Raw genomic sequence first — 22,226 nt, 5'->3', positions numbered from 1 at the left:
ATGGACATGCCGGATTCCTCCTCGACGGTACGCTTCTGGCTGCTCAATGCGCTGGTGTGGGTGCTCTATGGCGTTGCCGGAATCGGCCTGCGCCAGGCCTATTTCAGCGATGCCGGAAGCGCAGGCGTGTTGATCACGCTGGGTCTGGCGTTGGCCCTGTTCGGGTGCAGCGGTGCCATCCGCGCGCTGGCGCTGCGTGCCGACTGGTGGGCGCGCGGCACGGCCGGGCTGTTGCTGCGGCTGGCGCTGTCGGTGGCATTGGGCGCGGCAGTGGCGCAGCTGCTGGTGAACATCGCGCTGCACTCGGCGCTGGCCTGGAACTGGGTGAGCCTGGGACGGCAGACGGCCGACTTCAGCCCCAAGGCGCTGCTGCTCTACTGGTACACCACTGCGGTGATGCTGGCCCTGTGGGGAGCGCTCTGGGCAGGCCTGCACAGCCTGCGCCGGATACGCAGTGCGGAACTGGCGCGCCTGCGTGCCGAGGCCGAGCGCAGCGCGCTGGAGCGCGATGCACTGCGTGCACGGCTCAACCCGCATTTCATGTTCAATGCGCTGAACAACCTGCGCGCGCTGATCCTGGAAGACCCGGAGCGTGCGCGCGATATGGTCACCCGCCTGTCGCGCACGCTGCGCCAAGCGCTGGCGCACAACCGCAGCGAGCAGGTCACCCTGGCCGAGGAACTGGTGGTAGTGGACGACTACCTGGCCATCGAGGCAGTCCACTTCGAACAGCGCCTGCAGGTAAGCCAGCACATTGATGCCGATGCCATGCAGGCACAGCTGCCGGCGATGGCGCTGCAGCTGCTGGTGGAGAATGCGATCAAGCATGGCATCGCCAGCCGCCCGGGCGGCGGTGAGGTGCAGATCCGTGCCACGCTGGACAATGACGTGCTGCGCCTGCAGGTGGACAATCCGCTGGGCAGCGCCAACGAGCCCACCCATGGCCATGGCGTTGGCCTTGCCTACCTGCGTGCGCAGCTCGGCACGCAGGGTCGTTTCACCCTGCAGCCGGTCGGCGACCGCATGCAGGCCCTGCTGGAGATTCCGCAATGAGTGGCGTGCTGCGTGTGTTGATCGTTGATGATGCACGGCTGGCGCGCCAGGAGCTGCGCACGCTGTTGTCGGCGCTGCCATGGGTGCAGTGCGTGGGCGAGGCCGACGATGTGCCCGCTGCACGCGAGGCGATCGCCACACTGGCGCCAGACCTGGTGCTGCTGGATGTGCAGATGCCCTCCGGCAGCGGCTTCGATGTGCTGGATGGGCTGGAGACGGTGCCGGCGGTGGTCTTCGTTACTGCCTACGACACTTACGCGGTGCGCGCCTTCCAGGCCAATGCGCTGGACTATCTGGTAAAGCCCGTCGAGGCGCCGCGCTTGCTGGAAGCGTTGCAGCGGGCGCGCCAGCGCGAGGTGGTGGCGGGCGAAACGCCGGAGCCGCGCAGCACGCTGGGCGCGCAGGACCAGGTGTTCGTGCGCGAGGGCGAACGCTGCTGGTTCGTCGCGGTCTCGGAGATCCGTCGGCTGGTGGTGGATGGCAACTACACACGGCTATGGTTCCGCGACCAGAACGCCCTGCTGACCCGCAGCCTGAGCGCGCTGGAAGCACGCCTGCCGCCGGAGTTGTTCTTCCGCGCCAACCGCAACACGCTGGTCAACCTGCGCCGCATTCGTGGCGTGACGCCCAGCATTGCAGATGGCTACGATCTGGCGCTGGACGACGGCAGCGAGGTGGAGGTATCGCGGCGGCAGGCACGTGAACTGCGCGAGCGGATGGCGTTGTAGCTGCCGCTACAGCTCGGCACTGACCGGGCTGGTGATGAATCCCCACAGCAGGCGTGCCATCACTGCGGGCGAGCGTGCCTGCCTGCGCGCATAAGTCTGTAGCGCATCCAGCCGCGGGCGGTCATAGAGGTGGCCGGCCAGCAGCACGGCATGCACGCGGCGGGTATTGGCGATGTCGTGCAGCGGGTTGCCATCAAGCAGCACCAGGTCTGCGGCTTTGCCGACCTCGACGCTTCCATGCGATGCCTGCCGTTGCAGATGACGTGCGGCCTGCAGCGTAGCTGCGCGCAGCACGTCGGCCTGGCTCAGGCCGGCCTGTCGCAGCCACTGCAGTTCATCGTGGTAGCGGAAGCCGCCCAATCCGGTATCGGTGCCGACCAGCACGGTGACGCCGGCACGATGGGCCGCACCGGTGAGAGCCAGGCCATGCTCGAAGTAGGTCTTCAGTGCGTCTTGGCCGCGTCGGCCGGGATAGCGCGCTGCGGTGGCCTGCAGGTCATCACGCCACGCCCAGCGTGAAAGCGGGTCCAGATAGGCCAGGCTCGGATCGTCGACGAAGGCGGGGTCGCTTGCGCGTGCATCTTCTTCGCGGGTGACATGGGTCGGTACGAACGCGGCACCGCTGGCCTGCATCAAAGCGAACGCCTTGTTGCAGAGCGTGGGCTGATAGCTGGCAACCATGCGTTCGGCCAGTACGATCGGGTCTTCGCCGTCGAGCGTGCCACCGCGCCATGCCGCCGCGTTGTCGAAGCAGTGGCGCACGAACAGATGGGCGTGCTCGAAGCTGCGCTGGCCCGCCTGCACCGCGTCGTCCAGAGGCACCGCCTTGGGCAGGTGGCCGACCAACGGACGGCGCAGCTGCTGCGCCTCGGTGGCCAGCCGCTGATAGGTGTCCGCACGCAGCCGGTTGTAGACCTTCAACGCCTCGACCCCGCGCGCGCTGTACGTCCGTGCACGCGCAGCGGCGGCCTCCGGCGTGAGTGACGGATCTTCGAAGTAGAAACTGGCGATCTGTACGAAGCGCGGTGCAACCTGCTGCCCGGCAATGGCCTGTGCGGTCCAGCGGCGCTTGTCGGCCACGCAGGCGATCAGCGGATCGGTGGTCTGCGGGCAGTCCATCATGTCGCGGGTGCCGGTGATGCCGTTGGCCAGCATCAGCGGGAACTGCAGCTGCGGCGACAATTGCAGTGCGTGGGTGTGCATGTCCCAGAAACCGGGCAGCAGCCAGCGGCCGCCGGCGTCGAGCACGGGAAGCCGCGCGTCCTGCGGATCTTCCCCAATGGCAGTGATGGTGCCGTGGCGCACTGTCACGGTGGTGGGTTCGCTGACCTGGCCGCGCGCCACGTCCACCACCCGCGCGTTGACGATCACGCGGCTGTTGCCCGGCTCGGGCAACGGCGGAGCCGACAGCGGCCAGAGCAGAGCGGCGGCGAACAGCAATGGCGGCGCCAGCAGGAGGATGACCAGTACGATCGGCCACTGCCGACGGTGGGCGGAACGGGGCAATGCGCATGCTGCATCCATGAGCCGGCGATCCTTGTAGTGGGTCGCCCGCAGGGTGCTGCAAGCGGGACGCTGGCGCCAGTGACCATCGGCATCCGGCCCTGTCTGCCTCCGGGGCGGTTACCCTGTGCAGCAGAACTCCTGATCACACCCGCGCCATGTCCATCGTCCTCACCCATTTCGCCCGTCCCCGCCTGTTCCCGCGCGTGCCGCGTGGCAACACCATCCAGGACTGCACTGCCGAGCAGTTCGAGGCACACCTCAATGCGCATGCGCCACTGAAGGTACTCGACGGCTACGCCCCGTTCTGCAAGCTGTTCGTCTACGAGAACTGGACCAGCACGCGCTGCCTGACCGTACCGATCACCGAGGCCAACCGCCACCTGCTGCGCAGTGGTTACGAAGCGCGCAACCGCGAGGAACTACCGGTGCTGGTGCGCTGGTTCGAGGGCGTGGAATCACCGCGTGCGAGCTACCTGGTGGTGATCCTGTACAGCGCCGGGCAGCTGGCCAGGGAAGGCTCGCCGATCGAGGCCGACTGGGGCATCGTCGGCTGCATCTACACCGCCGAACCGGAAGAGGTACCGATGGCACCGATCACGATGATGCGCAATGCGCTGGGCGTGGACGAGGGCGGATCCGGCGTGCCGCTGGACCGCGAAGCCTACCGGCGTTCCGTCGAGTTCTGGGAGAACAACGCGAACTGGCGGCCGTGAGCAACATTTGTCATCCACGCATCGCGTGAATGTGCGGACCGCAGTAGAGCCACGCCATGCGTGGCCGCTTGGCCTTCAGGCAGCTTTCCATTCCCACCACGGGTAATGGTACTCGCGGTCGATGGCCTGCCAATGCTGGCCGCATTGCGTGCAGGCAACGGCGTGGCAGTCGCCCCAGCAGCCCTCAGCCTCTTCCACCGAGAGCAGCTGCATCTGTCCTTGTTCAATCAGGCGACGGGGATCGAAGAACGGGTAGCCGGGGTTGAGCGCGCACAGGCAACCCTCGCGTGCACGCCAGTAACGCAGCCGACGCAGGGCGGCCTTCAGATACGCCTGGTTGCTGATCAGCATGCCGCCAAGCGCGATGCCCTGGCAGCGTTGTTCGATCAGATCCACATGTGCGCTCAACGCGTCCAACGATGAGGCACTGAACAGTCGTGCGACGACGCGGGCGGCATCGGTGATGCGCGTTGCGTCGCGCGACAACAGGTCCTGCAGCAGCACATCGGCCTGTGCATCGTCGAGCCGGGGTATCGGCGCTGCAGACCACGGCCAGCGCATCAGCGTGACTTGCCGATGGCAGCGTAGTTGCCGGTTGTCAGGCGCAGCAGATCGGCCGGCGCCAGTTCCACTTCCAGGCCACGGCGACCGGCGCTGACATGCAGGCTGGGCAGCGCTTCGGCGCTGGCGTCCAGGAAGGTGCGCAGGCGCTTCTTCTGCCCGAGCGGGCTGATGCCACCGACCAGGTAACCGGTCGCGCGCTGCGCGGCATCGGCGGCGGCCATCTCGCACTTCTTGCAGCCGGCGGCTTCGGCCAGTGCCTTCAGGTCCAGCTGGCCGGCCACCGGCACGATCGCCACCAGCAGTTCGTGTGTCTCGGTGCTGGCCAGCAGGGTCTTGAACACCTGGGCCGGATCGAGGCCGAGCTTGTCCACGGCTTCGCCGCCATAGGATTCGGCGTGGGCGTCGTGCACGTAGCTGCGCACGGTGTGGGCGATCTTCTCGCGCTTGAGCAGGTTGATGGCCGGGGTCATGGCTGCATCGTAGCGCGCGCTGGGCGCGTTGCCTTGACCGAAGCTACTGCCGGAGCATCCACGCATGGCGTGGATCTACCAGTGGGGACTGGATGCGGGGTGTACGACCACACGCAAACGCAGAACGGACGCCCGAAGGCGCCCGTTCCGTGGTGTTGCATGCACAGGTAGTGCCGGCCGCTGGCCGGCACCCCGCAGGCATCAGTAGCGGTAGTGGTCCGGCTTGAACGGGCCTTCCACCGGCACGCCGATGTAGTCGGCCTGTTCCTGGCTCAGGGTGGTCAGCTTCACGCCGATCTTTTCCAGGTGCAGGCGGGCCACTTCCTCGTCCAGCTTCTTCGGCAGCAGGTAGACCTTCTTCTCGTAGCTGTCCTTGTTCGCCCACAGGTCGATCTGTGCCAGGGTCTGGTTGGCGAAGCTGTTGGACATCACGAAGCTCGGGTGGCCGGTGGCGCAGCCCAGGTTCACCAGGCGGCCTTCGGCCAGCAGGAAGATCGCGTTGCCGTTCGGGAAGATGTACTTGTCCACCTGCGGCTTGATGTTGACGTGCTTGATGCCGGCGAACGACACCAGCGCATCGACCTGGATCTCGTTGTCGAAGTGGCCGATGTTGCAGACGATGGCCTGGTCCTTCATCGCGCTCAGGTGCTCGATGCGGATGATGTCCTTGTTGCCGGTGGTGGTGACGTACAGGTCGGCACGGCCCAGGGTCGATTCGATGGTGTTGACTTCATAGCCTTCCATCGCCGCCTGCAGGGCGCAGATCGGGTCGATCTCGGTGACGATCACGCGCGCGCCGTAGGCACGCAGCGAGGCGGCGCAGCCCTTGCCGACGTCGCCGTAGCCGCAGACCACGGCCACCTTGCCGGCCAGCATCACGTCCATCGCGCGCTTCAGGCCGTCGGCCAGCGACTCGCGGCAGCCGTACAGGTTGTCGAACTTGCTCTTGGTGACCGAGTCGTTGACGTTGATCGCCGGGATCAGCAGGGTGCCGGCCTGGGCCAGTTGGTACAGGCGGTGCACGCCGGTGGTGGTCTCTTCGGAGACGCCCTTCCAGTCCTTGACCACGCGGCCCCAGTAACCCGGGCGCTCCTTGGCGACGCGCTTGAGCAGGTTCTTGATGACCTGTTCTTCGTGCGAGGAGGAGGCGGTGTTGACCCAGTCGCTGCCGTTTTCCAGCTCGTAGCCCTTGTGGATCAGCAGGGTCACGTCACCGCCGTCGTCCACCACCAGCTCCGGGCCGGTCAGGGTGCCATCGGCCAGGGTGAAGGTCAGCGCGTCCAGGGTGCAGTCCCAGTACTCTTCCAGGGTCTCGCCCTTCCAGGCAAACACCGGGGTGCCGGTGGCCGCAATGGCGGCGGCCGCGTGGTCCTGGGTCGAGAAGATGTTGCACGAGGCCCAGCGCACGTCGGCGCCGATGTCCTTCAGGGTCTCGATCAGCACCGCGGTCTGGATGGTCATGTGCAGCGAGCCGGTCACGCGCACGCCCTTCAGCGGCAGCTCGGCCTGGTACTTGCGGCGGATCGACATCAGGCCCGGCATTTCGTGCTCGGCGATGTCCAGTTCCTTGCGGCCCCAGTCGGCCAGCGTGATATCGCGGATCTTGTAGTCACCTTCGGTGGAGAAGGTCTTGGCAACAGCGTTCATTCGTGTGCTCCGGTTGTGGACGAGCGGATGCTCGCATCTAGCCGGGCGCCGTTGTTACAAAGCCACCTTACCGAGCCTGGCCGGGCCTCGTGGGATCCGGTCGCAGCGCCCCTCGGCAGGGGAGAACCCCCATTATATCGCGGCCCCGACGTGACATCCGGATGACCCAACCATCGGCAGATGGGGCCGCGTGCACGGCCTGTTAAGGTCGGTGTTTTCACGCATCACACAGGTGGAACGATGAGCATGCACGCGCGCCGTACTCGGCGCTGGACCGGCCTGGTCCTGTCGATGGGACTGCTGGCGGTGGCCCCGCTGGCCTGGGCCGCAGCGCCGCAGCCGGTGGCCGCACAGGCCCAGGGCGTCAACGGCTACGAACTGCCGTCGGCCGCGCTGCAGGCGGTGGTGGACGCGCCGCGTGCACCCTCGTTGTACCTGTCGCCGCGCCGCGACGTGGCCGCGATGATGCAGATGCCGTCGCTGCCTTCGATCCAGGTGGTGGCGCAGCCGGAACTGAAGCTGGCCGGCCTGCGCATCAACCCGCGCACGTTCTCCGACAGCCGCTTCAGCTTCGGCGAGAAGCTGTGGCTGATGAACGTGGCCGACGGCAAGGAGCGGCAGATCAGCGGCCTGCCTGCCAAGCTGTCGATCGCCAGTGTGACGTGGTCGCCGGACCAGAAGTGGCTGGCCTTCAACCAGGTCGACGCCGGCAGTGGCGCCAATGAACTGTGGCTGGTGGACGTGGCCGGCGGCAGCGCCCGTCGCCTGGTTGCCGGCCTGAACACGGTGATCGGCAGCGGCTACCAGTGGCTGCCGGACAGCCGCGGACTGGTGGTGTTCACCCGCCCGGCCAACCTCGGTGCGGCCCCGGCCGCCGACGGCATTCCGACCGGCCCGGCAGTGCAGCAGACCAGCCAGGGCGGCGGCGTGGTGTCGATCCGTACCTACCAGGACCTGCTGAAGAACGAGGCTGATGCGCGCCAGTTCGATTACTACGCGACCACCCAGCCGATGGAAGTCAGCCTGGATGGCAGTACCCGCGCGATCGGCGCGGCCGGCATCTTCATGGGCTTCTCGGTGTCGCCGGATGGCCGCTTCGTGCTGCGCCAGCCGGTGCAGCGCCCGTATTCGTACGTGGTGCCGGTGGACAGCTTCCCGCGCCGCATCGAAGTGATCGACCGTGCCAGCGGCAAGCTGGTGCACACCGTGGCCGTGCGCCCGCTGGTGGAAGGGCTGCCGACCGGCAACGACGCCGAAGTGACCGGCGTGCGCGACATCCGCTGGCGCGGTGATGCCGACGCCACCCTGGTCTGGGCCGAAGCGCAGGACGGCGGCGACCCGAACAGGGACGCCAAGGTACGCGATGCGGTGCTGATGCAGGCCGCGCCGTTCGACAAACCGCCGGTCACCCTGGCCCAGCTTGGCAGCCGCCTGGCCGGCATCAGCTGGGGCCGCGGTGACCTGGCCCTGCTGACCGAATCGTGGTGGAAGACCCGCAGGACCAAGACCTGGTTGATCGCCCCGGACAACGCCGGTGCCGAGCCGCGCCTGATGTGGGACCGCGATGCGCAGGACCGCTACTCCGATCCGGGCCGGCCGCTGTTGTCCAGTGACGAGCGGGGCCGTTCGCTGCTGCAGACCAGCGCCGATGGCAGCAGCCTGTATCTGGCCGGTGCCGGTGCGTCGCCGGAAGGCGATCGTCCGTTCGTGGACCGCTTCGACATTGCCAGTGGCAAGGCCACCCGCCTGTTCCACTCGCAGGCGCCGAGCTATTCGCTGCCGGTGGCATTGCTGGACAACCAGGGCGGTTCGCTGCTGCTGAGCCGCGAGAGCCCGGACGAGCCGGCCAACTTCTACGTGCAGTCGCTGGCCGATGCGGGTGCTGCGCCGCGTGCGCTGACCCGCTTCGCCCATCCGCTGCCGCAGTTGAAGGGCGTGCAGAAGGAGCAGATCCGCTACAAGCGCAAGGATGGCGTCGACCTGACCGCGACCCTGCTGCTGCCGCCGGGCTACGACCCGAAGCGCGACGGCCCGCGCCCGCTGCTGATGTGGGCCTATCCGGGTGAGTTCAAGAGCGCAGCCGCGGCCAGCCAGGTGACCGATTCGCCGTACCGCTTCAATGCGGTCAGCTACTGGGGCCCGCAGGCGTTCCTGGCCAAGGGCTACGTGGTGCTGGCCAGCCCGTCGATGCCGATCATCGGCGAGGGCGACAAGGAGCCGAACGACACCTACATCGAACAGCTGGTGGCCAACGCGCAGGCAGCGGTGGATGAAGTGGTGCGCCGTGGCGTGACCGATCGCGACCACATCGCCATCGGCGGCCATTCCTACGGTGCGTTCATGACCGCCAACCTGCTGGCGCATACGCGCCTGTTCAAGGCGGGTATCGCGCGCAGCGGCGCCTACAACCGCACACTCACGCCGTTCGGCTTTCAGGCCGAGGAGCGCAACTACTGGCAGGCGCAGGACGTCTACCAGAAGATGGCGCCGTTCAACTACGCCGACAGGATCAAGGACCCGATCCTCTTCATCCACGGCGTGGACGACAACAACTCCGGCACCTTCCCGATCCAGAGCGAGCGCATGTTTGCTGCGGTGAAGGGCCTGGGTGGCACCGCGCGGCTGGTGATGCTGCCGAACGAATCGCACGCCTACCGCGCACGCGAATCGATCATGACCATGCTGGCCGAAAGCGAGCGCTGGCTGGAGCAGACCATCGGCCCGGCCGAGCAGGGCAAGGCGAAGAAGAAGCGCTGACCGGGCCTGGTAGTGCCGGCCGCTGGCCGGCAACCTCATGGAGACATGCAACCTGAGGTTGCCGGCCAGCGGCCGGCACTACCAGATGAAACCATTTTTGCATCGCAGCACGACGCCCGATCTGGGATAGGCTTGGGGCCTGGATCCGTTGACCGAGGCCTGTGCGTCGCCGATGAACGAGTACCGCAGCAGCATCGAGTTTGCTTCTCCCGATCTTCCGCTTCGCGATGATGTGCGCCGGCTTGGCGCACTGGTCGGCGACCTGCTGGTCGAACAGGTGTCGGCCGCGTTTCTTGATGACGTCGAGGACGTGCGTACCCGCGCCATCGCCCGTCGCGAAAACCAGGCGCCGCTGTCGGAGCTGGCCGATGGCCTGGCCGGGCGCACGCCGCAGCAGGCCGAGACCATGGTGCGGGCCTTCAGCACCTACTTCCAGGTGGTCAACATCGCCGAGCGCGTGCATCGCATCCGCCGCCGCCGTGACTACCAGCGCGCCGGTACCGCAGGGGCGCAGCCCGATGGCCTGCAGGATGCACTGCAGCACCTGAAGGCGCAGGGCGTGGGCCTGGACGAACTGGCGCAGTGGCTGCCGCGCATCGACATCGAACCGGTGTTCACCGCGCATCCGACCGAAGCCGTGCGCCGCGCGTTGCTGGAAAAAGAGCAGCTGATGGTGGCCAGCCTGGTCGACAACCTCGACGGCCAGCGCACCCCGGGTGAGGCCGCCGCCGATGCCGCGCGCTTCCGCATGGCGCTGACCGCGTCGTGGCAGACCACCGATTCCTCACCGGTGCGGCCGACCGTGGATGACGAGCGCGAGCACGTCGGCTTCTACCTGGTGCAGGTGCTGTACCGGGTGATCCCGGTGCTGTACGAATCGCTGCAGCAGGCGCTGCGCGATACCTACGGCGAAGAACTGCCGCTGCCGCGCCTGCTGCGCTTTGGTACGTGGGTGGGCGGCGACATGGACGGCAATCCGAACGTGGATGCCCACACCATCCGCAATACGCTGGATGCGCAGCGGCAGGCGGTGCTCGGGCGCTACCAGAAGGAACTGCTGCAGCTGGCCAGCCTGCTCAGCCAGTCCACCGAGCGGGTAGGGGTGAGCGATGCGCTGCAGGCGCGCGTGGCGCAGTACCAGCAGCTGCTGCCGCAGGTGCAGTCGCGCCCGCGCCACGCCGATATGCCGTACCGCCTGCTCAACGACCGCATGCGCGCACGCCTGCAGGCCACGCTGGACAATGGCGGGGGCGCCTACGCCGGCCCCGCCGAATTGATCGACGACCTGCAGCTGATCCTCGACAGCCTGCTTGCGAACCGTGGCGAGCACGCTGGTGGTTTTGCCGTGCAGCGCCTGCTGTGGCGGGTGAAGACCTTCGGCTTCCATCTGGCGCGGCTGGATGTGCGCCAGGAGTCGAGCGTGCATGCGCGCGCGCTGGCCGCCGTGCTGGGTGGCGAAGAGGCCTGGCAGGCGCTGGATGTGGCGGGCCGTGCGCGGCTGCTGAGCCCGCATGCCAGCGGTGAAACGGCATTGCCCAACGGCGACGACGAGGGCAACCAGCGGCTGGACGCGGTGTTCGCTGCACTGGCCGATGCGCGTGCGCGGCATGGCAGCGATGCGCTGGGCAGCTACATCATCTCGATGGCGCACGACCGCAGCGACGTGCTCGCGGTGCTGGCGCTGGCACGCCGTGGCGGCCTGGTGGAAGAGAACGGATCAGTACCGCTGGATATCGCACCGCTGTTCGAGACGGTGGATGATCTCAAGCGCGGCACCGCGACCCTGCGTGACCTGCTGGCCGACCCGATCTATCGCGCGCACCTGCAGGCACGCGACGACGTGCAGATGGTGATGCTGGGCTACTCGGACAGCAGCAAGGACGGTGGCATCGCTGCCTCGCGCTGGGGCCTGCAGCGTGCACAGGTGGAGCTGCTGGAGGTGGCGGCCGAGGCGGGCATCCGCCTGACCTTCTTCCATGGCCGTGGCGGCTCGATCAGCCGTGGCGGTGGCAAGACCACGCACGCGGTGGATGCTTCACCACGCGGCAGCATCGATGGCCGCCTGCGGGTGACCGAGCAGGGCGAGGTGATTCATCGCAAGTACGGTATCCGCGCGCTGGCTTTGCGCTCGCTGGAACAGGCCACCGGCGCGGTGCTGCGCGCCAGCCTGCGCCCGCGTGCTGCCGAGCCCCGCGAGGACGACTGGCGGCCGGTGATGGATGCGGTGGCTGGGGCCAGCAGTGAGGTGTATCGCGCGTTCGTTGGCCAGGCCGGCTTCATGGATTACTTCCGTACCGCCACGCCGATCGATGTGATCGAGCGGATGACGCTGGGCTCGCGTCCGTCGCGCCGGCTCGGCCAGGACGCAGCACTGGGCAACCTGCGCGCGATTCCGTGGGTATTCGCCTGGAGCCAGGCACGCGCGGTGATTCCCGGTTGGTATGGCGTGGGCAGTGGCCTGCAGGCGGCGGTGGATGCCGGCCACGAACAGACCCTGCGCGATATGGCGCGAGACTGGCCGTTTTTCCGTACGTTCCTGGACGATATCTCGATGGTGCTGTCCAAGGGCGATATCACCATCGCCGAGCAGTTCTCGCAGCTGTCCGGCGAGTTGCACGGGCGCTTCTTCCCGCAGGTGCAGCGCGAACTGGAACTCACCCGGCACTGGCTGCTGGCATTGATGGACCAGCAGACGCTGCTGGACCACGATGCGCGGCTGGCGCTGTCGATCCGTCTGCGCAATCCCTATGTCGATCCGATCAGCATGCTGCAGGTGGACCTGCTGCAGCGCTGGCGGGCCAGCGGACGCGAGGATGACGATCTGCTGCGTGCGCTGGTGGCGTGCGTGAACGGTGTTTCACAGGGCGTGCAGAACACCGGGTGAGGTGTAGCGGTAGTGCCGGCCGCTGGCCGGCAACCTCATGATGTCTGGCGGCACGCACGAGGTTGCCGGCCACCGTCCGGCACTACCTCATTCCTCCGGCGACGGCGGGTTCGACGCCACCAGTTCCAGATGGCGCTGTTCCATTTCCTGGCGCAGCTGGCGGCGGATCAGCGCGGCAGCCTGGCGGCGCTTCTCGTCGGATGTGGCCGGCTGCAGGGGCGGCACCGGCGTCGGCCGGCCTTCCTCGTCCACCGCCACCATCGTGAAGAAGCAGCTGTTGGCGTGGCGCACGCTGCGCTTGAGGATGTCCTCGGCCACCACCTTGATGCCGATCTCCATCGACGAGGTGCCCGTGTAGTTCACCGAGGCCAGGAAGGTGACCAGCTCGCCCACCGCGATGGGCTGGCGGAACATCACCTGGTCCACCGACAGGGTGACTACGTAGCTGCCGGCGTAACGGCTGGCGCAGGCGTAGGCGACCTGGTCGAGCAGGCGCAGGATCGCACCACCGTGGACCTTGCCGGAGAAATTGGCCATTTCCGGCGACATCAGCACGGTCATGGACAGCTGGTGGGTTTTCAGTTCGGTCGACATGCGGCGGATTGTATCGGCAACCGCGCGATTGTTTCCGGAGGCCATGAAAAAGCCGGCCAGCGGCCGGCTCTACCAGAAAGCAGAAGGGCCGCTTGCGCGGCCCTTCTTCAAGGTCAGCCGACTACTAACAGTCGGCTCTACCGGTCGGCTCTACCAGCCGGTTTTACTTCAGCTTCGCATCGGCGCGCAGGGCGGCGGCGCGGTCGGTCTTCTCCCAGGAGAAGGCCGTGGCGTTGACGGTCTCGCCTTCGCCGTTGAGGTAGCTGAACTCCTTCGGCTTGCGGCCGAAGTGGCCATAGGCCGCGGTCTGCTGGTACATCGGGTGGATCAGGTCCAGCATCTTGATGATGCCGTACGGGCGCAGGTCGAAGTGCTTGCGGATCAGCTTCTCGATCTTGTCGTCGCTGATCTTGCCGGTGCCGAAGGTGGTGACCGAGATCGAGGTCGGCTCAGCCACGCCGATGGCGTAGGAGACCTGCACTTCGCAACGGTCGGCCAGGCCGGCGGCAACCACGTTCTTGGCGACGTAGCGGGCCGCGTAGGCCGCCGAACGATCGACCTTGGACGGATCCTTGCCGGAGAAGGCGCCACCACCGTGACGGGCCCAGCCGCCGTAGGTGTCGACGATGATCTTGCGGCCGGTCAGGCCGCAGTCGCCCACCGGGCCGCCGATCTCGAACTTGCCGGTCGGGTTGATGTGGAACTTGGTGCCCTTGTGCAGCCACTTGGCCGGCAGCACCGGCTTGATGATCTCTTCGCGGACGGCCTCGATGAGGTCCTTCTGCTTGATGCCCGGGGCATGCTGGGTCGACAGCACCACGGCGTCGATGGCCGAGACCACGCCGTTTTCATAGCGCAGGGTGACCTGGCTCTTGGCGTCCGGACGCAGCCACGACAGCGGCGAGTTCTTCTTCTTGCGGATCTTGGCCTGCTGCTCGACCAGGCGGTGCGACAGGTGGATCGCGGCCGGCATGTAGCTGTCGGTCTCGTTGGTGGCATAGCCGAACATCAGGCCCTGGTCGCCAGCGCCCATTTCTTCCGGCTTCTTGCGGTCCACGCCCTGGGCGATGTGCGGCGACTGCTTGCCGATCAGGTTCAGCACGCCGCAGGTGGCGCCGTCGAAGCCGACGTCGGAGCTGTCATAGCCGATGTCCGTGATGACCTTGCGGGTCAGGGCTTCCAGGTCGATCCAGGCGCTGGTGGTGATTTCACCGGCCACGATGGCAACGCCGGTCTTGACCATGGTCTCGCAGGCCACGCGGGCGCGCTGGTCCTGGGTCAGGATCGCGTCCAGCACCGCATCGGAGATCTGGTCGGCAACCTTGTCCGGATGGCCTTCGGAGACCGACTCGGAGGTGAAGAGATAGCTGGACATCAGGCGTAATATCCCTTGATTCGGATGGAAAGATGGGCGCGCATGATACACGGGGTGCGCCGCCTGTGCATTGTGAACCTGTACCGGTTGCCGGTGGTTAAGCCCGCGTAGGCCCGGCAAGGGCCGTCCTGACGGGATTGGGCCCCGGCCTCGAGGCCCAGTGTTCCACCAGTGTGACGGCGGGCCGGGTGGCGAGGGGGGCGGTTGCGGCCCCTCCGGCCGGGGACGACCGTCATCGTTCTGCCCCGAAACCGCCATCTGGCTGCCGCCTGCCGGGCGCAGGCTGTCGGCCAATACGGCCGCCGGGCATGAGTGGATCCGCCATGCAGGAACTTGAACAGCGTCTCCAGCAACGCTTTCCCGATTGGTTCCATGGCCGTCGTGGCCAACTGGCGCGGCCATTGCTTCGCAGCGTCGGGCGCTGGTCGCGGTTGGACCAGATCGAAGCGTTCCTGCAGCGCAGTGCAGGATTGCGCGGATTCGGCTTCGTCGCCGCCGGGCTGGAGTTCATCGATGGCCAGTACCAGGTGGATCCGGCCGCGTTGGCGAAGATCCCGGCCACCGGTCGCTTGCTGATCGTCGCCAACCACCCGTCCGGCGCACTGGACGCGCTGGCCCTGCTGGACGCGGTCGGCCGCATCCGCCGCGATGTGCGGATCGTGGCCAACGACCTGCTGGGGGCGATTGCGCCACTGCAGGACCTGCTGTTGCCGGTGCGCATCCTTGGTGGCAAGGCCCAGCGTGGCAGCCTGCACGCTGTGGAGGAGGCGTTGGCCGCCGAGCAGTGCGTGATCGTGTTCCCGGCCGGCGAGGTCTCGCGCCTCTCGCTGCGAGGCATCCGCGATGGTCGCTGGCAGCGCGGTTTCGTCCGCTTTGCCCGTGCCGCCGGCGCGCCGGTGCTGCCGGTACGGGTGGAAGCGCGCAACTCGGCGCTGTTCTACGGCGCCTCGACCCTGTTCAAGCCGGCCGGCACCGCGCTGCTGGCGCGCGAGATGTTCACCCGCCGCGGCCGCCCGCTGCGCCTGAGCATCGGTGAGCCGATGCAGCTGGGCAAGGGCGGTGACCCGGGCGCGCAGCTGCTGTCGGTACGCCGCGCGCTGTATGCGCTGGGCCGCAATGGCGCGGCCGGCAATGCCGCTGCCTTCGCAGGCCCCGAGCCGCTGGCGGCGCCGGTGCCACCCTCGCAGGTCGCCGCTGGGATTGCCGCAGCCACCCAGCTGGGCCAGACCGCCGACGGCAAGCAGATTCTGCTGGCCACTTGTACTGCCGATTCGCCGCTGCTGCTGGAGCTGGGCCGCCTGCGCGAACTGACCTTCCGCCAGGTGGGCGAGGGCACCGGGCGCAGCCGGGACCTGGACGATTACGACCCGCAGTACGAGCACATCGTGATCTGGGACGCGGCCGCGCAGCGCATCGCCGGCGCGTACCGGATCATGCGCGGCGCCCATGCGCTGGCCCGGCACGGACTGTCCGGGCTCTACAGCGCGTCGCTGTTCCGCTATTCCGACGATGCCATCACCCACATCGCCGAAGGCCTGGAACTGGGCCGCAGCTTCGTGGTGCCCGACTACTGGGGCAGCCGCAGCCTGGACTACCTGTGGCAGGGCATCGGTGCCTACCTGCAGTGCCGGCCGGGTATCCGCTACCTGTTCGGCGCCGTGTCGATCAGCGCGGCGCTGCCACGCGATGCGCGCGAGCAGCTGGTGGCGTACTACCAGCGCTATTACGGCGGTACCGCCGGCCTGGCCGAATCGAACCGCCCGTTCCAGTACTTCGCCGCGCCGCCGAGTTTTGGCGAGCTGGATGCAGGCGCCGCGTTCGACGTGCTCAAGGCCAACCTGGCCGCACTCGGCACCGGCGTGCCGACGCTGTATCGCCAGTACACCGATCTGTGCGAACCCGGTGGCGCGCGCTTCCTCGCCTTCGGTGTCGACCCGGACTTCAGCGATTCGATCGACGGCCTGATCGAAGTGGACCTGTGCGCGATCCGGCCGAACAAGCGCAAACGCTACCTGCGCGATGCGGGGATGCCGGCATGAGCGTGCTGGCGAACCTGTCGCCGCACCGGCGCGCAGTGTTCGTCTCCGACGTGCACCTGGGTTCACGTCATTGCCATGCCACCGAACTGGCACGTTTTCTCTCGCAGCTGCGCTGTGAGCGTCTGTACCTGGTCGGTGACATCATCGACCTGTGGTGGATGGCCCATCGCCGTGCCAACTGGCGGCAGTCGCACAGCGAGGTCATCCAGGCCCTGCACGCGCTGCGCCGTGCCGGCACCGAGATCATCTACATTCCCGGCAACCACGATGCCTCGCTGCGCCAGGTGTGCGGGCTGATGCTGCCGGCGATGCAGGTGCGCCGCCGCGCCATCCACGTGACCGCCGATGGCCGCCGGCTGCTGGTCGCGCATGGCGACGACTACGACGGCGTGACCCACTTCGGCGGCCTGCAGGAAAAGTTCGGTGACTGGCTGTACTACCGCATCCTCACCGGCAACCAGGCGCTGAATGCAGTGCGGCGCCGGCTGGGCATGCGCTACTGGTCGCTGTCGGAGTTCCTGAAAAAGCGCAGTGGTGCGGCCGAACGCTACATCGAGCGCTTCGTGCAGGCCGGGCTGGACGACGTGCGCCGGCGTGGCCTGGATGGCATCGTCTGTGGCCATATCCACCGCGCCGCGCTGGTCGAACGCGACGGCCTGGTCTATGCGAACGATGGTGACTGGGTGGAAAGCCTGACCGCGCTGGTCGAAGACCACGACGGCGCGCTGCGCCTGCTGGACCACAACGGGCAGACCTTGGTGGAGCTACCGGGCGCGCGCTTGTCACAGGCGGCGTAACCCGTTTCCGTAGAGTCGACTGTTAGTCGACTATCGCGCGCAGCGCGCGGTGTCCGCAGCCTGATGGAAGAGCAGTCGACTAACAGTCGACTCTACAGAAACGGTGTCCGGGAGTGAGACGGCACGCCCGTAAGCCGTTAGCATCGGCCCATGGATTCCCTGACCCAGATCGTACTTGGTGGCGCCGTCGCCGCTGCCATTGCTCCGCCCGGCCATCGCCGTGCGGCACTGCTGGCCGGTGCCGCGCTCGGTACTCTGCCGGACCTCGACGCGCTGTGGCTCGGCTTCACCGCCACCGACCCGGTAGCGAACATGGTCGAGCACCGCAGCTTCAGCCATTCGTTGCTGGTGCTGCCGTGGGTGGCGGCGCTGATCTGGTGGTTGTTCAAGCGCTTTGGAAATGGCCGGGTCGCGCAGTCACCGGTGCGCTGGTTCTGGGCGATCCAGCTGGCGCTGGTGACCCACCCGGTGCTGGATGCGTTCACTGTCTATGGCACCCAGTTGTGGTGGCCGCTGCGGCCACATCCAACCATGGGCTCCAGCGTCTTCATCATCGACCCTGCATACACTGTGTGGCTGCTGCTGGGCTGCGTAGTGGCCTGGTTCGGTCGTGCGCGCCCCTGGGTCGGCAAGGTGCTGGGCGTGTCACTGCTGGTCAGCAGCGCATACCTGGGCTGGGGCCTGATCGCCAAGGCGCAGGTCGACCGCGTCGCGCAGCAGAGCCTGGCCGCGATGGGCCTGGCCGATGCGCCGCGCTTCTCGGTACCGATGCCGTTCAACACGCTGCTATGGCGGGTAGTGGCGATGACGCCCAATGGCTACGTGGTCGGAGACCGCTCGCTGGTCGCCGATCATGGGCCGATGCAGTTCGAAGGCCATCCCTCCAACGTGCAGGCACTGCGCGAGGCGCAGGCGATTCCGGCGGTGCAGCGACTGCAGTGGTTCAACCGCGGCTTCATGCGTGCGCAGGTCGTTGACGGGCGCCTGGTGCTGAGTGATCTGCGCATGGGCCTGGAACCGGATTACACCTTCAACTTCGCCGTGGCCGAACAGGTGGGCGGGCAGTGGCGGCCGATCGTGCCCGAACAGCTGCGCGTGGACTACAGCAGCCCGGCAGCACGCGCCGACGCCGGGCGCCGGCTGGCCGCGATGTGGCAACGCATCTGGCACGAGCCGGCAGCATCCGCGACCGGCGCTGCGCACCCGTAGATCCACGCCATGCGTGGATGGCGCGAACAACAGCCACGCAGGGCGTGGCTCTACTGCGGCTGGCGGTTGAGCTTGATCGAACGGTTCAGCACCTGGCGCGGCACGTTGGCGATGTCAAAGCCAACGAACGCCAGCAGGAACTGCAGCCCGGAGATCAGCGCGACCATGGCGATCATGATGGTACCCACCGGCGTGGCGACATCGGCCTGGGCCGACCGTACCCAGTGGTACAGCCCGAACAGCCCCCCGAAGGCGAGCAGGCTGCTGCCGGCGATCAGCTCCAGCGACGCGATGCTGAGGTCGCGCAGGAAATAGTTGTAGGCAATGCGCTTGAGCGTGTTGCGCAGGTGCTTGAAGGTGAACTCACCCAGGATGCGACCAATGCGCAGGTTGCTGGTTTCGTCGCCGTAGTGGGCATCCATTGCCACATCCTGCACGACCGCGCGCACGGTGTTCAGTCGGAACAGCATGTCGGTCTCGAAGAAATAGCGGTCGCTGACCGCCTCGAGTTTCAGGTGGCTGGCGACCTTGGCATGGATGGCGGTGTAGCCGTTGGTCGGATCGAACACCTGCCAGTACCCGGACGAAGCCTTGGTCATGAAGGACAGCAGCAGGTTGCCCAGGCGCCGCACCGGGGGCATGCGGCGGATGTGGGTCAGGTTCCAGAATCGGTTGCCCTTGGTGTAGTCGGCATGGCCGTCGGCGATCGGCGCGACGAAGTCCATCAGCAGCGCCGGGTCCATCTGCCCATCGCCATCGACCTTGACCAGAATGTCCATGCCATCGGCGATGGCCGCGCGGTACCCGGTCTTGATCGCGCCGCCGACGCCGAGGTTGTGCTGATGGAACAGCACGGTGATGCGCGGGTCGTTGGCTTCGGCCTGGATCAGGCGGCCGCTGCCGTCGGGGCACGCATCGTCCACGCAGTAGATCGCCGTTACCGCATCATCGATCGCCGCCAGCACGGACAGCACGTGGCGGGTCACTTTGTAGCAGGGGATGATCACGGCGATCCGAGCCGGCGTGGATGCGGAGGGCGAAGTGGTGGTCATCGGATTCATGGGGCTGGGTGGGCCAGCAGGGGTTTTGCCGGCAGTTCCACCAGATCCCCCTGCAGCACCCGTGGTGCGTCGCCCTCAGGCGCTACGGTGATGTGGTGGTAGCGGTTGAAGGTGAAGTCGAACTGCTCGTCGGGCAGGGATGGGAAGTAGCGGCGGAAGTAATCCATCTGTGGCAGGTACAGCACATGGTTCACGGCGGGAATGCCAACACCCGGCAGGAGGGCCCCGAACCCACCGGGAGCCACCAGCGCGCCTTCGGTCGTGGTGGCTGAGCCGCGGGCCTGCAGGGAGTGCAGGACGGCAGTGCGGTCCATTGCGAAGATCGGGCCGGCCGGCTGCACGGGATTGAACAGGCCGTTGCCCAGCAGGTTGGCCAGCGCGGCCGTGGCCAGCACCAGGCTCGCGGCGTGAACCGACAACTGCGGGCGCCGCGCGGCGACGGCGAGTGCGGCCAGGCACAGGTAGGGAATGGCATCGGCAGCGCTGTGCAGGCGACTGAACTGGCCTTCACCGAACAGGAACTTGGCCAGGCTGCCGACCATCAGCAACGCCGCCAGAAGCAGCAGGCGCCAGCGCTGCAGGCGCACGCCGCAGTGCACCAGGATCATCGCGCAGGCGATGTTGAGCAACAGGCCGAAGGCCAGCAGTGCGCGAGCGGGGGGCACCATCGACAGGGTGGTCAGTTTGCCAACCACGGCAGGCACAGGCAGGAAGATCCAGCAGGCGATGAACAGCAGGCCGGCGGCGAGGATCAGCAGGGAGCTGCGATGGCTTTTCGCCCATTCACGCAGCCGTGCGCCATCGGCCAGCACCAGCGTGAACAGTGGCAGCAGGCTGCCCAGCACCGCGATTTCGCAATCGTTGGATGCCTTGAACAACGGCAGCGGTGCGAACCGGTAGGTCATCAGGTTCGGGAAGAGGTGCGCGAGCAGGCTGGTCAGGCCGACACCGCCACCGGCGCTCTGGCGCTGGCCGGGGTACACCGTGTTGCGCACGATCGGGATGATGTCGTGGAAGTAGCCGACGAACACCGCCAGTGCGATCGCGCCTGCGATGGCGGCATCGACCAGACGTACAACGGTGATGGCATCGCGCCGGACCGCCAGCACCAGCACCGCCAGGGCCAGCACCGAGGAAATGATGAAAGGTGGGTAGGACACCGCGATCAGCCATGCCGCCAGTGCATAGGCGCAGGCCACGATGCGCAGCGCGCGATGGCCGATGCCCAGCCATGCCACCGCAGCCCAGGGTGCCAGCGCGAAGGCACCGGCATTACTGGTCCACCAGACCTGCACGAACGGCGCGAAGAACAGCGTGGTCGAAACCAGTACTGCGGCTAGTGCCGGCATCCGCAGTTGGCGCAGGAGCAGGGCCCATCCGCTCAGGAAGGCCATGGCCATGAACATGAAGAAGAATGAATAGGCGTTCGCTGCAGGCAGCATGAAGAACGCCCAGTGGTACGGCTTGAACAGCAGCCCCCAGTCCTGCAGCGGCAGCGCCTGGAAGGTGCGCAGTGACTCGTGGTATGCCGAGTGCGCATTGAACTGCCCGAAGTCGTTGTTGACCGCGATCTGGATGTACGGCGTGAACACCATCCATTCGTCGGTGCGGATGTAGCGGGCGGTACCGAGCAGCGGCTGCTGCGGGGTCAGGCCGAGGTACTCGTAGGCCAGCGAGTAGGAAGAAGGCGTCAGTGCGAGCGCGACATACAGGATGCACAGCAGCGCCATGATCCCGGCAAGCAGGCGAACCTGGCCAGGGCGAAGTCCGCCCGTCTGGCCCGGGTCCTGGGCAGGGAAAGGCGTTCGGCCGCTGTCACTCATCATGCGCTCGCAGGTAAGGTCCATCCATGCGCGACGTACCCGCACACCGATGCCTGAGGGCAATAGAGGGGGATCCCGGCACGCGCCGTTCCGAGGCCGGGACTGCGGGATTCTAGCCGGTTGCCGCCGGAGCCGCAGGCCATCCTGTGGCGAGGATAGGCCTCAATACACCGTCGCGCGGCCCTGCACGAACGAGTAGAAGAACACCGCGTTCGGGTCGTTCTGCACCAGGCGGAACTCGCGGCGCATGCCTTCCACGGTTTCCTCGTCCACCGAGCCGGCCTGCAGCAGCTGGTCGGCGGCCGACAGCAGCAGCTGTTCCCAGAACGCGATCATCGTCTTGCGACGCGCCGGCTCGCGGTTGTCCAGGTGGATGGTCTTGATCTCGGTGTGCACGTCGCGGAAGCCGCCGGCCAGCAGCAGGTTGCCCAGCTTGGCGCCGACGAACGGGTCGCCCCCGTGGTCGTACTGGAAATCGTTGAAGGCCATCCAGTAGCGCCAGATGTGCGGCGAATACGGATCGAGCAAGAACGAGGCATTCATCACTTCGGTGATGTACACCGGCGAACCCGGTGCCAGCACCCGGCGCACTTCGCTCAGCACACGTGCGGGTGACGGCACGTGCTCCAGCACCCAGCACAGGAACGCCGCGTCGAAGCTGCGTGCCTCGAACGGCAGCTCACTGGCATCGGCCTGCTGCAGGGTATAGCGGTCGCTGCACCACGGCGTGCGCGCCAGGTTCTCGCGCGCGGTGGCCAGCTGCGTTTCGCTCAGGTCCACGCCGGTCACGTGCAGCTCGGGGAAGCGGCGCAGCAGGATCTCGGTCTGTGCGCCCACGCCGCTGCCGACTTCCAGCAGGCGCCGCGCGCCGCTGTAGTCGATCTGGCCGAAGATGCTCGATTCCAGCAGCCGGGCCTGGGTCATCAGGCGCTGCTGCTCGGTGCCGGAAAACCCGTGCAGATAGGTCGGGGAGGAAATCGGCGGGGTCATGGTGGGCTCTTGTAGC

Annotated in this window: 17 protein-coding genes and 1 riboswitch; of the genes, 8 read left to right on the top strand and 9 right to left on the bottom strand. The window is 67.1% G+C overall.

Going from position 1 to position 22,226, the window contains the following annotated elements:
• Window positions 1-6: 6 nt before the first annotated feature.
• Both AC5P78_RS16495 and AC5P78_RS16490 read left to right on the top strand, forming a co-directional pair.
• A complete protein-coding gene (locus tag AC5P78_RS16495) occupies window positions 7-1,053 on the top strand; it encodes a sensor histidine kinase (RefSeq protein WP_060380073.1) in 1,047 nt (348 codons plus the stop codon).
• Entirely contained in the window at window positions 1,050-1,781 is a 732-nt protein-coding gene (locus AC5P78_RS16490) for a LytR/AlgR family response regulator transcription factor (protein WP_005408094.1), read from the top strand. The genes AC5P78_RS16495 and AC5P78_RS16490 overlap by 4 nt, the downstream gene beginning before the upstream one ends.
• 6 nt (window positions 1,782-1,787) lie before the next feature.
• On the opposite strand, the gene AC5P78_RS16485 is transcribed toward AC5P78_RS16490, so the two are convergent.
• Window positions 1,788-3,305 carry an amidohydrolase family protein gene (locus AC5P78_RS16485; RefSeq protein WP_099484692.1) on the bottom strand — a complete coding sequence of 506 codons (1,518 nt, stop codon included), beginning with the start codon at window positions 3,303-3,305 and terminating at the stop codon, window positions 1,788-1,790.
• Between the two features lie 137 nt (window positions 3,306-3,442).
• Between AC5P78_RS16485 and AC5P78_RS16480 the strand changes: the two genes are divergently transcribed.
• The gene (locus AC5P78_RS16480) at window positions 3,443-4,000 is read left to right on the top strand and encodes a DUF3228 family protein (RefSeq protein ID WP_049441723.1); all 558 of its coding nucleotides are present in this window, start codon (window positions 3,443-3,445) and stop codon (window positions 3,998-4,000) included.
• A gap of 75 nt (window positions 4,001-4,075) precedes the next feature.
• Here AC5P78_RS16480 and AC5P78_RS16475 read toward each other — a convergent pair whose 3' ends face one another.
• The 3 genes from AC5P78_RS16475 to ahcY form a co-directional block, all read right to left on the bottom strand.
• Window positions 4,076-4,561 (bottom strand): hypothetical protein, encoded by a 486-nt coding sequence (locus AC5P78_RS16475; protein WP_012479167.1) that lies wholly within the window; start codon window positions 4,559-4,561, stop codon window positions 4,076-4,078.
• Window positions 4,561-5,034 (bottom strand): Cys-tRNA(Pro) deacylase, encoded by a 474-nt coding sequence (gene ybaK, locus AC5P78_RS16470; protein ID WP_012479168.1) that lies wholly within the window; start codon window positions 5,032-5,034, stop codon window positions 4,561-4,563. The genes AC5P78_RS16475 and ybaK overlap by 1 nt, the downstream gene beginning before the upstream one ends.
• A gap of 201 nt (window positions 5,035-5,235) precedes the next feature.
• The gene (gene ahcY, locus AC5P78_RS16465) at window positions 5,236-6,681 is read right to left on the bottom strand and encodes an adenosylhomocysteinase (protein ID WP_004154241.1); all 1,446 of its coding nucleotides are present in this window, start codon (window positions 6,679-6,681) and stop codon (window positions 5,236-5,238) included.
• Window positions 6,682-6,717: 36 nt separating this feature from the next.
• A riboswitch (S-adenosyl-L-homocysteine riboswitch) is annotated at window positions 6,718-6,801 on the bottom strand.
• Between the two features lie 120 nt (window positions 6,802-6,921).
• Here ahcY and AC5P78_RS16460 point away from each other — a divergent pair.
• Window positions 6,922-9,438, top strand: coding sequence for a S9 family peptidase (locus AC5P78_RS16460; RefSeq protein ID WP_012479169.1), 2,517 nt, complete (start codon window positions 6,922-6,924; stop codon window positions 9,436-9,438).
• 172 nt (window positions 9,439-9,610) lie between these two features.
• Window positions 9,611-12,322 (top strand): phosphoenolpyruvate carboxylase, encoded by a 2,712-nt coding sequence (gene ppc, locus AC5P78_RS16455; protein WP_012479170.1) that lies wholly within the window; start codon window positions 9,611-9,613, stop codon window positions 12,320-12,322.
• 87 nt (window positions 12,323-12,409) lie between these two features.
• Here the strand turns inward: ppc and AC5P78_RS16450 are convergent, their stop codons facing one another.
• Both AC5P78_RS16450 and metK read right to left on the bottom strand, forming a co-directional pair.
• Entirely contained in the window at window positions 12,410-12,916 is a 507-nt protein-coding gene (locus AC5P78_RS16450) for an acyl-CoA thioesterase (RefSeq protein WP_414498579.1), read from the bottom strand.
• A gap of 163 nt (window positions 12,917-13,079) precedes the next feature.
• The gene (gene metK, locus AC5P78_RS16445; RefSeq protein WP_005408103.1) at window positions 13,080-14,291 is read right to left on the bottom strand and encodes a methionine adenosyltransferase; all 1,212 of its coding nucleotides are present in this window, start codon (window positions 14,289-14,291) and stop codon (window positions 13,080-13,082) included.
• 323 nt (window positions 14,292-14,614) lie between these two features.
• On the opposite strand from metK, the gene olsF reads away from it, so the two are divergent.
• The 3 genes from olsF (at window position 14,615) to AC5P78_RS16430 (ending at window position 18,336) form a co-directional block, all read left to right on the top strand.
• Window positions 14,615-16,330 carry a bifunctional ornithine lipid synthase OlsF gene (gene olsF / locus AC5P78_RS16440; protein ID WP_049459460.1) on the top strand — a complete coding sequence of 572 codons (1,716 nt, stop codon included), beginning with the start codon at window positions 14,615-14,617 and terminating at the stop codon, window positions 16,328-16,330.
• Window positions 16,327-17,127 (top strand): UDP-2,3-diacylglucosamine diphosphatase, encoded by an 801-nt coding sequence (locus AC5P78_RS16435; RefSeq protein ID WP_049459459.1) that lies wholly within the window; start codon window positions 16,327-16,329, stop codon window positions 17,125-17,127. The genes olsF and AC5P78_RS16435 overlap by 4 nt, the downstream gene beginning before the upstream one ends.
• A 150-nt stretch (window positions 17,128-17,277) precedes the next feature.
• Window positions 17,278-18,336, top strand: a complete 1,059-nt coding sequence (locus AC5P78_RS16430) for a metal-dependent hydrolase (protein WP_099524181.1) — start codon at window positions 17,278-17,280, stop codon at window positions 18,334-18,336.
• Window positions 18,337-18,386: 50 nt separating this feature from the next.
• Here AC5P78_RS16430 and AC5P78_RS16425 read toward each other — a convergent pair whose 3' ends face one another.
• The 3 genes from AC5P78_RS16425 to AC5P78_RS16415 form a co-directional block, all read right to left on the bottom strand.
• Entirely contained in the window at window positions 18,387-19,397 is a 1,011-nt protein-coding gene (locus AC5P78_RS16425; RefSeq protein WP_049459457.1) for a glycosyltransferase family 2 protein, read from the bottom strand.
• Window positions 19,394-21,127, bottom strand: a complete 1,734-nt coding sequence (locus AC5P78_RS16420) for a DUF3292 domain-containing protein (protein ID WP_223846472.1) — start codon at window positions 21,125-21,127, stop codon at window positions 19,394-19,396. Before AC5P78_RS16420 ends, AC5P78_RS16425 begins: the two co-directional genes overlap by 4 nt.
• A gap of 255 nt (window positions 21,128-21,382) precedes the next feature.
• Window positions 21,383-22,210, bottom strand: a complete 828-nt coding sequence (locus AC5P78_RS16415; protein WP_043035378.1) for a class I SAM-dependent methyltransferase — start codon at window positions 22,208-22,210, stop codon at window positions 21,383-21,385.
• Window positions 22,211-22,226: the final 16 nt, after the last annotated feature.

It is taken from the genome of Stenotrophomonas sp. YJH_SMC_133, assembly GCF_059370655.1.
This window is presented reverse-complemented; position numbering and strand designations above follow the sequence as displayed.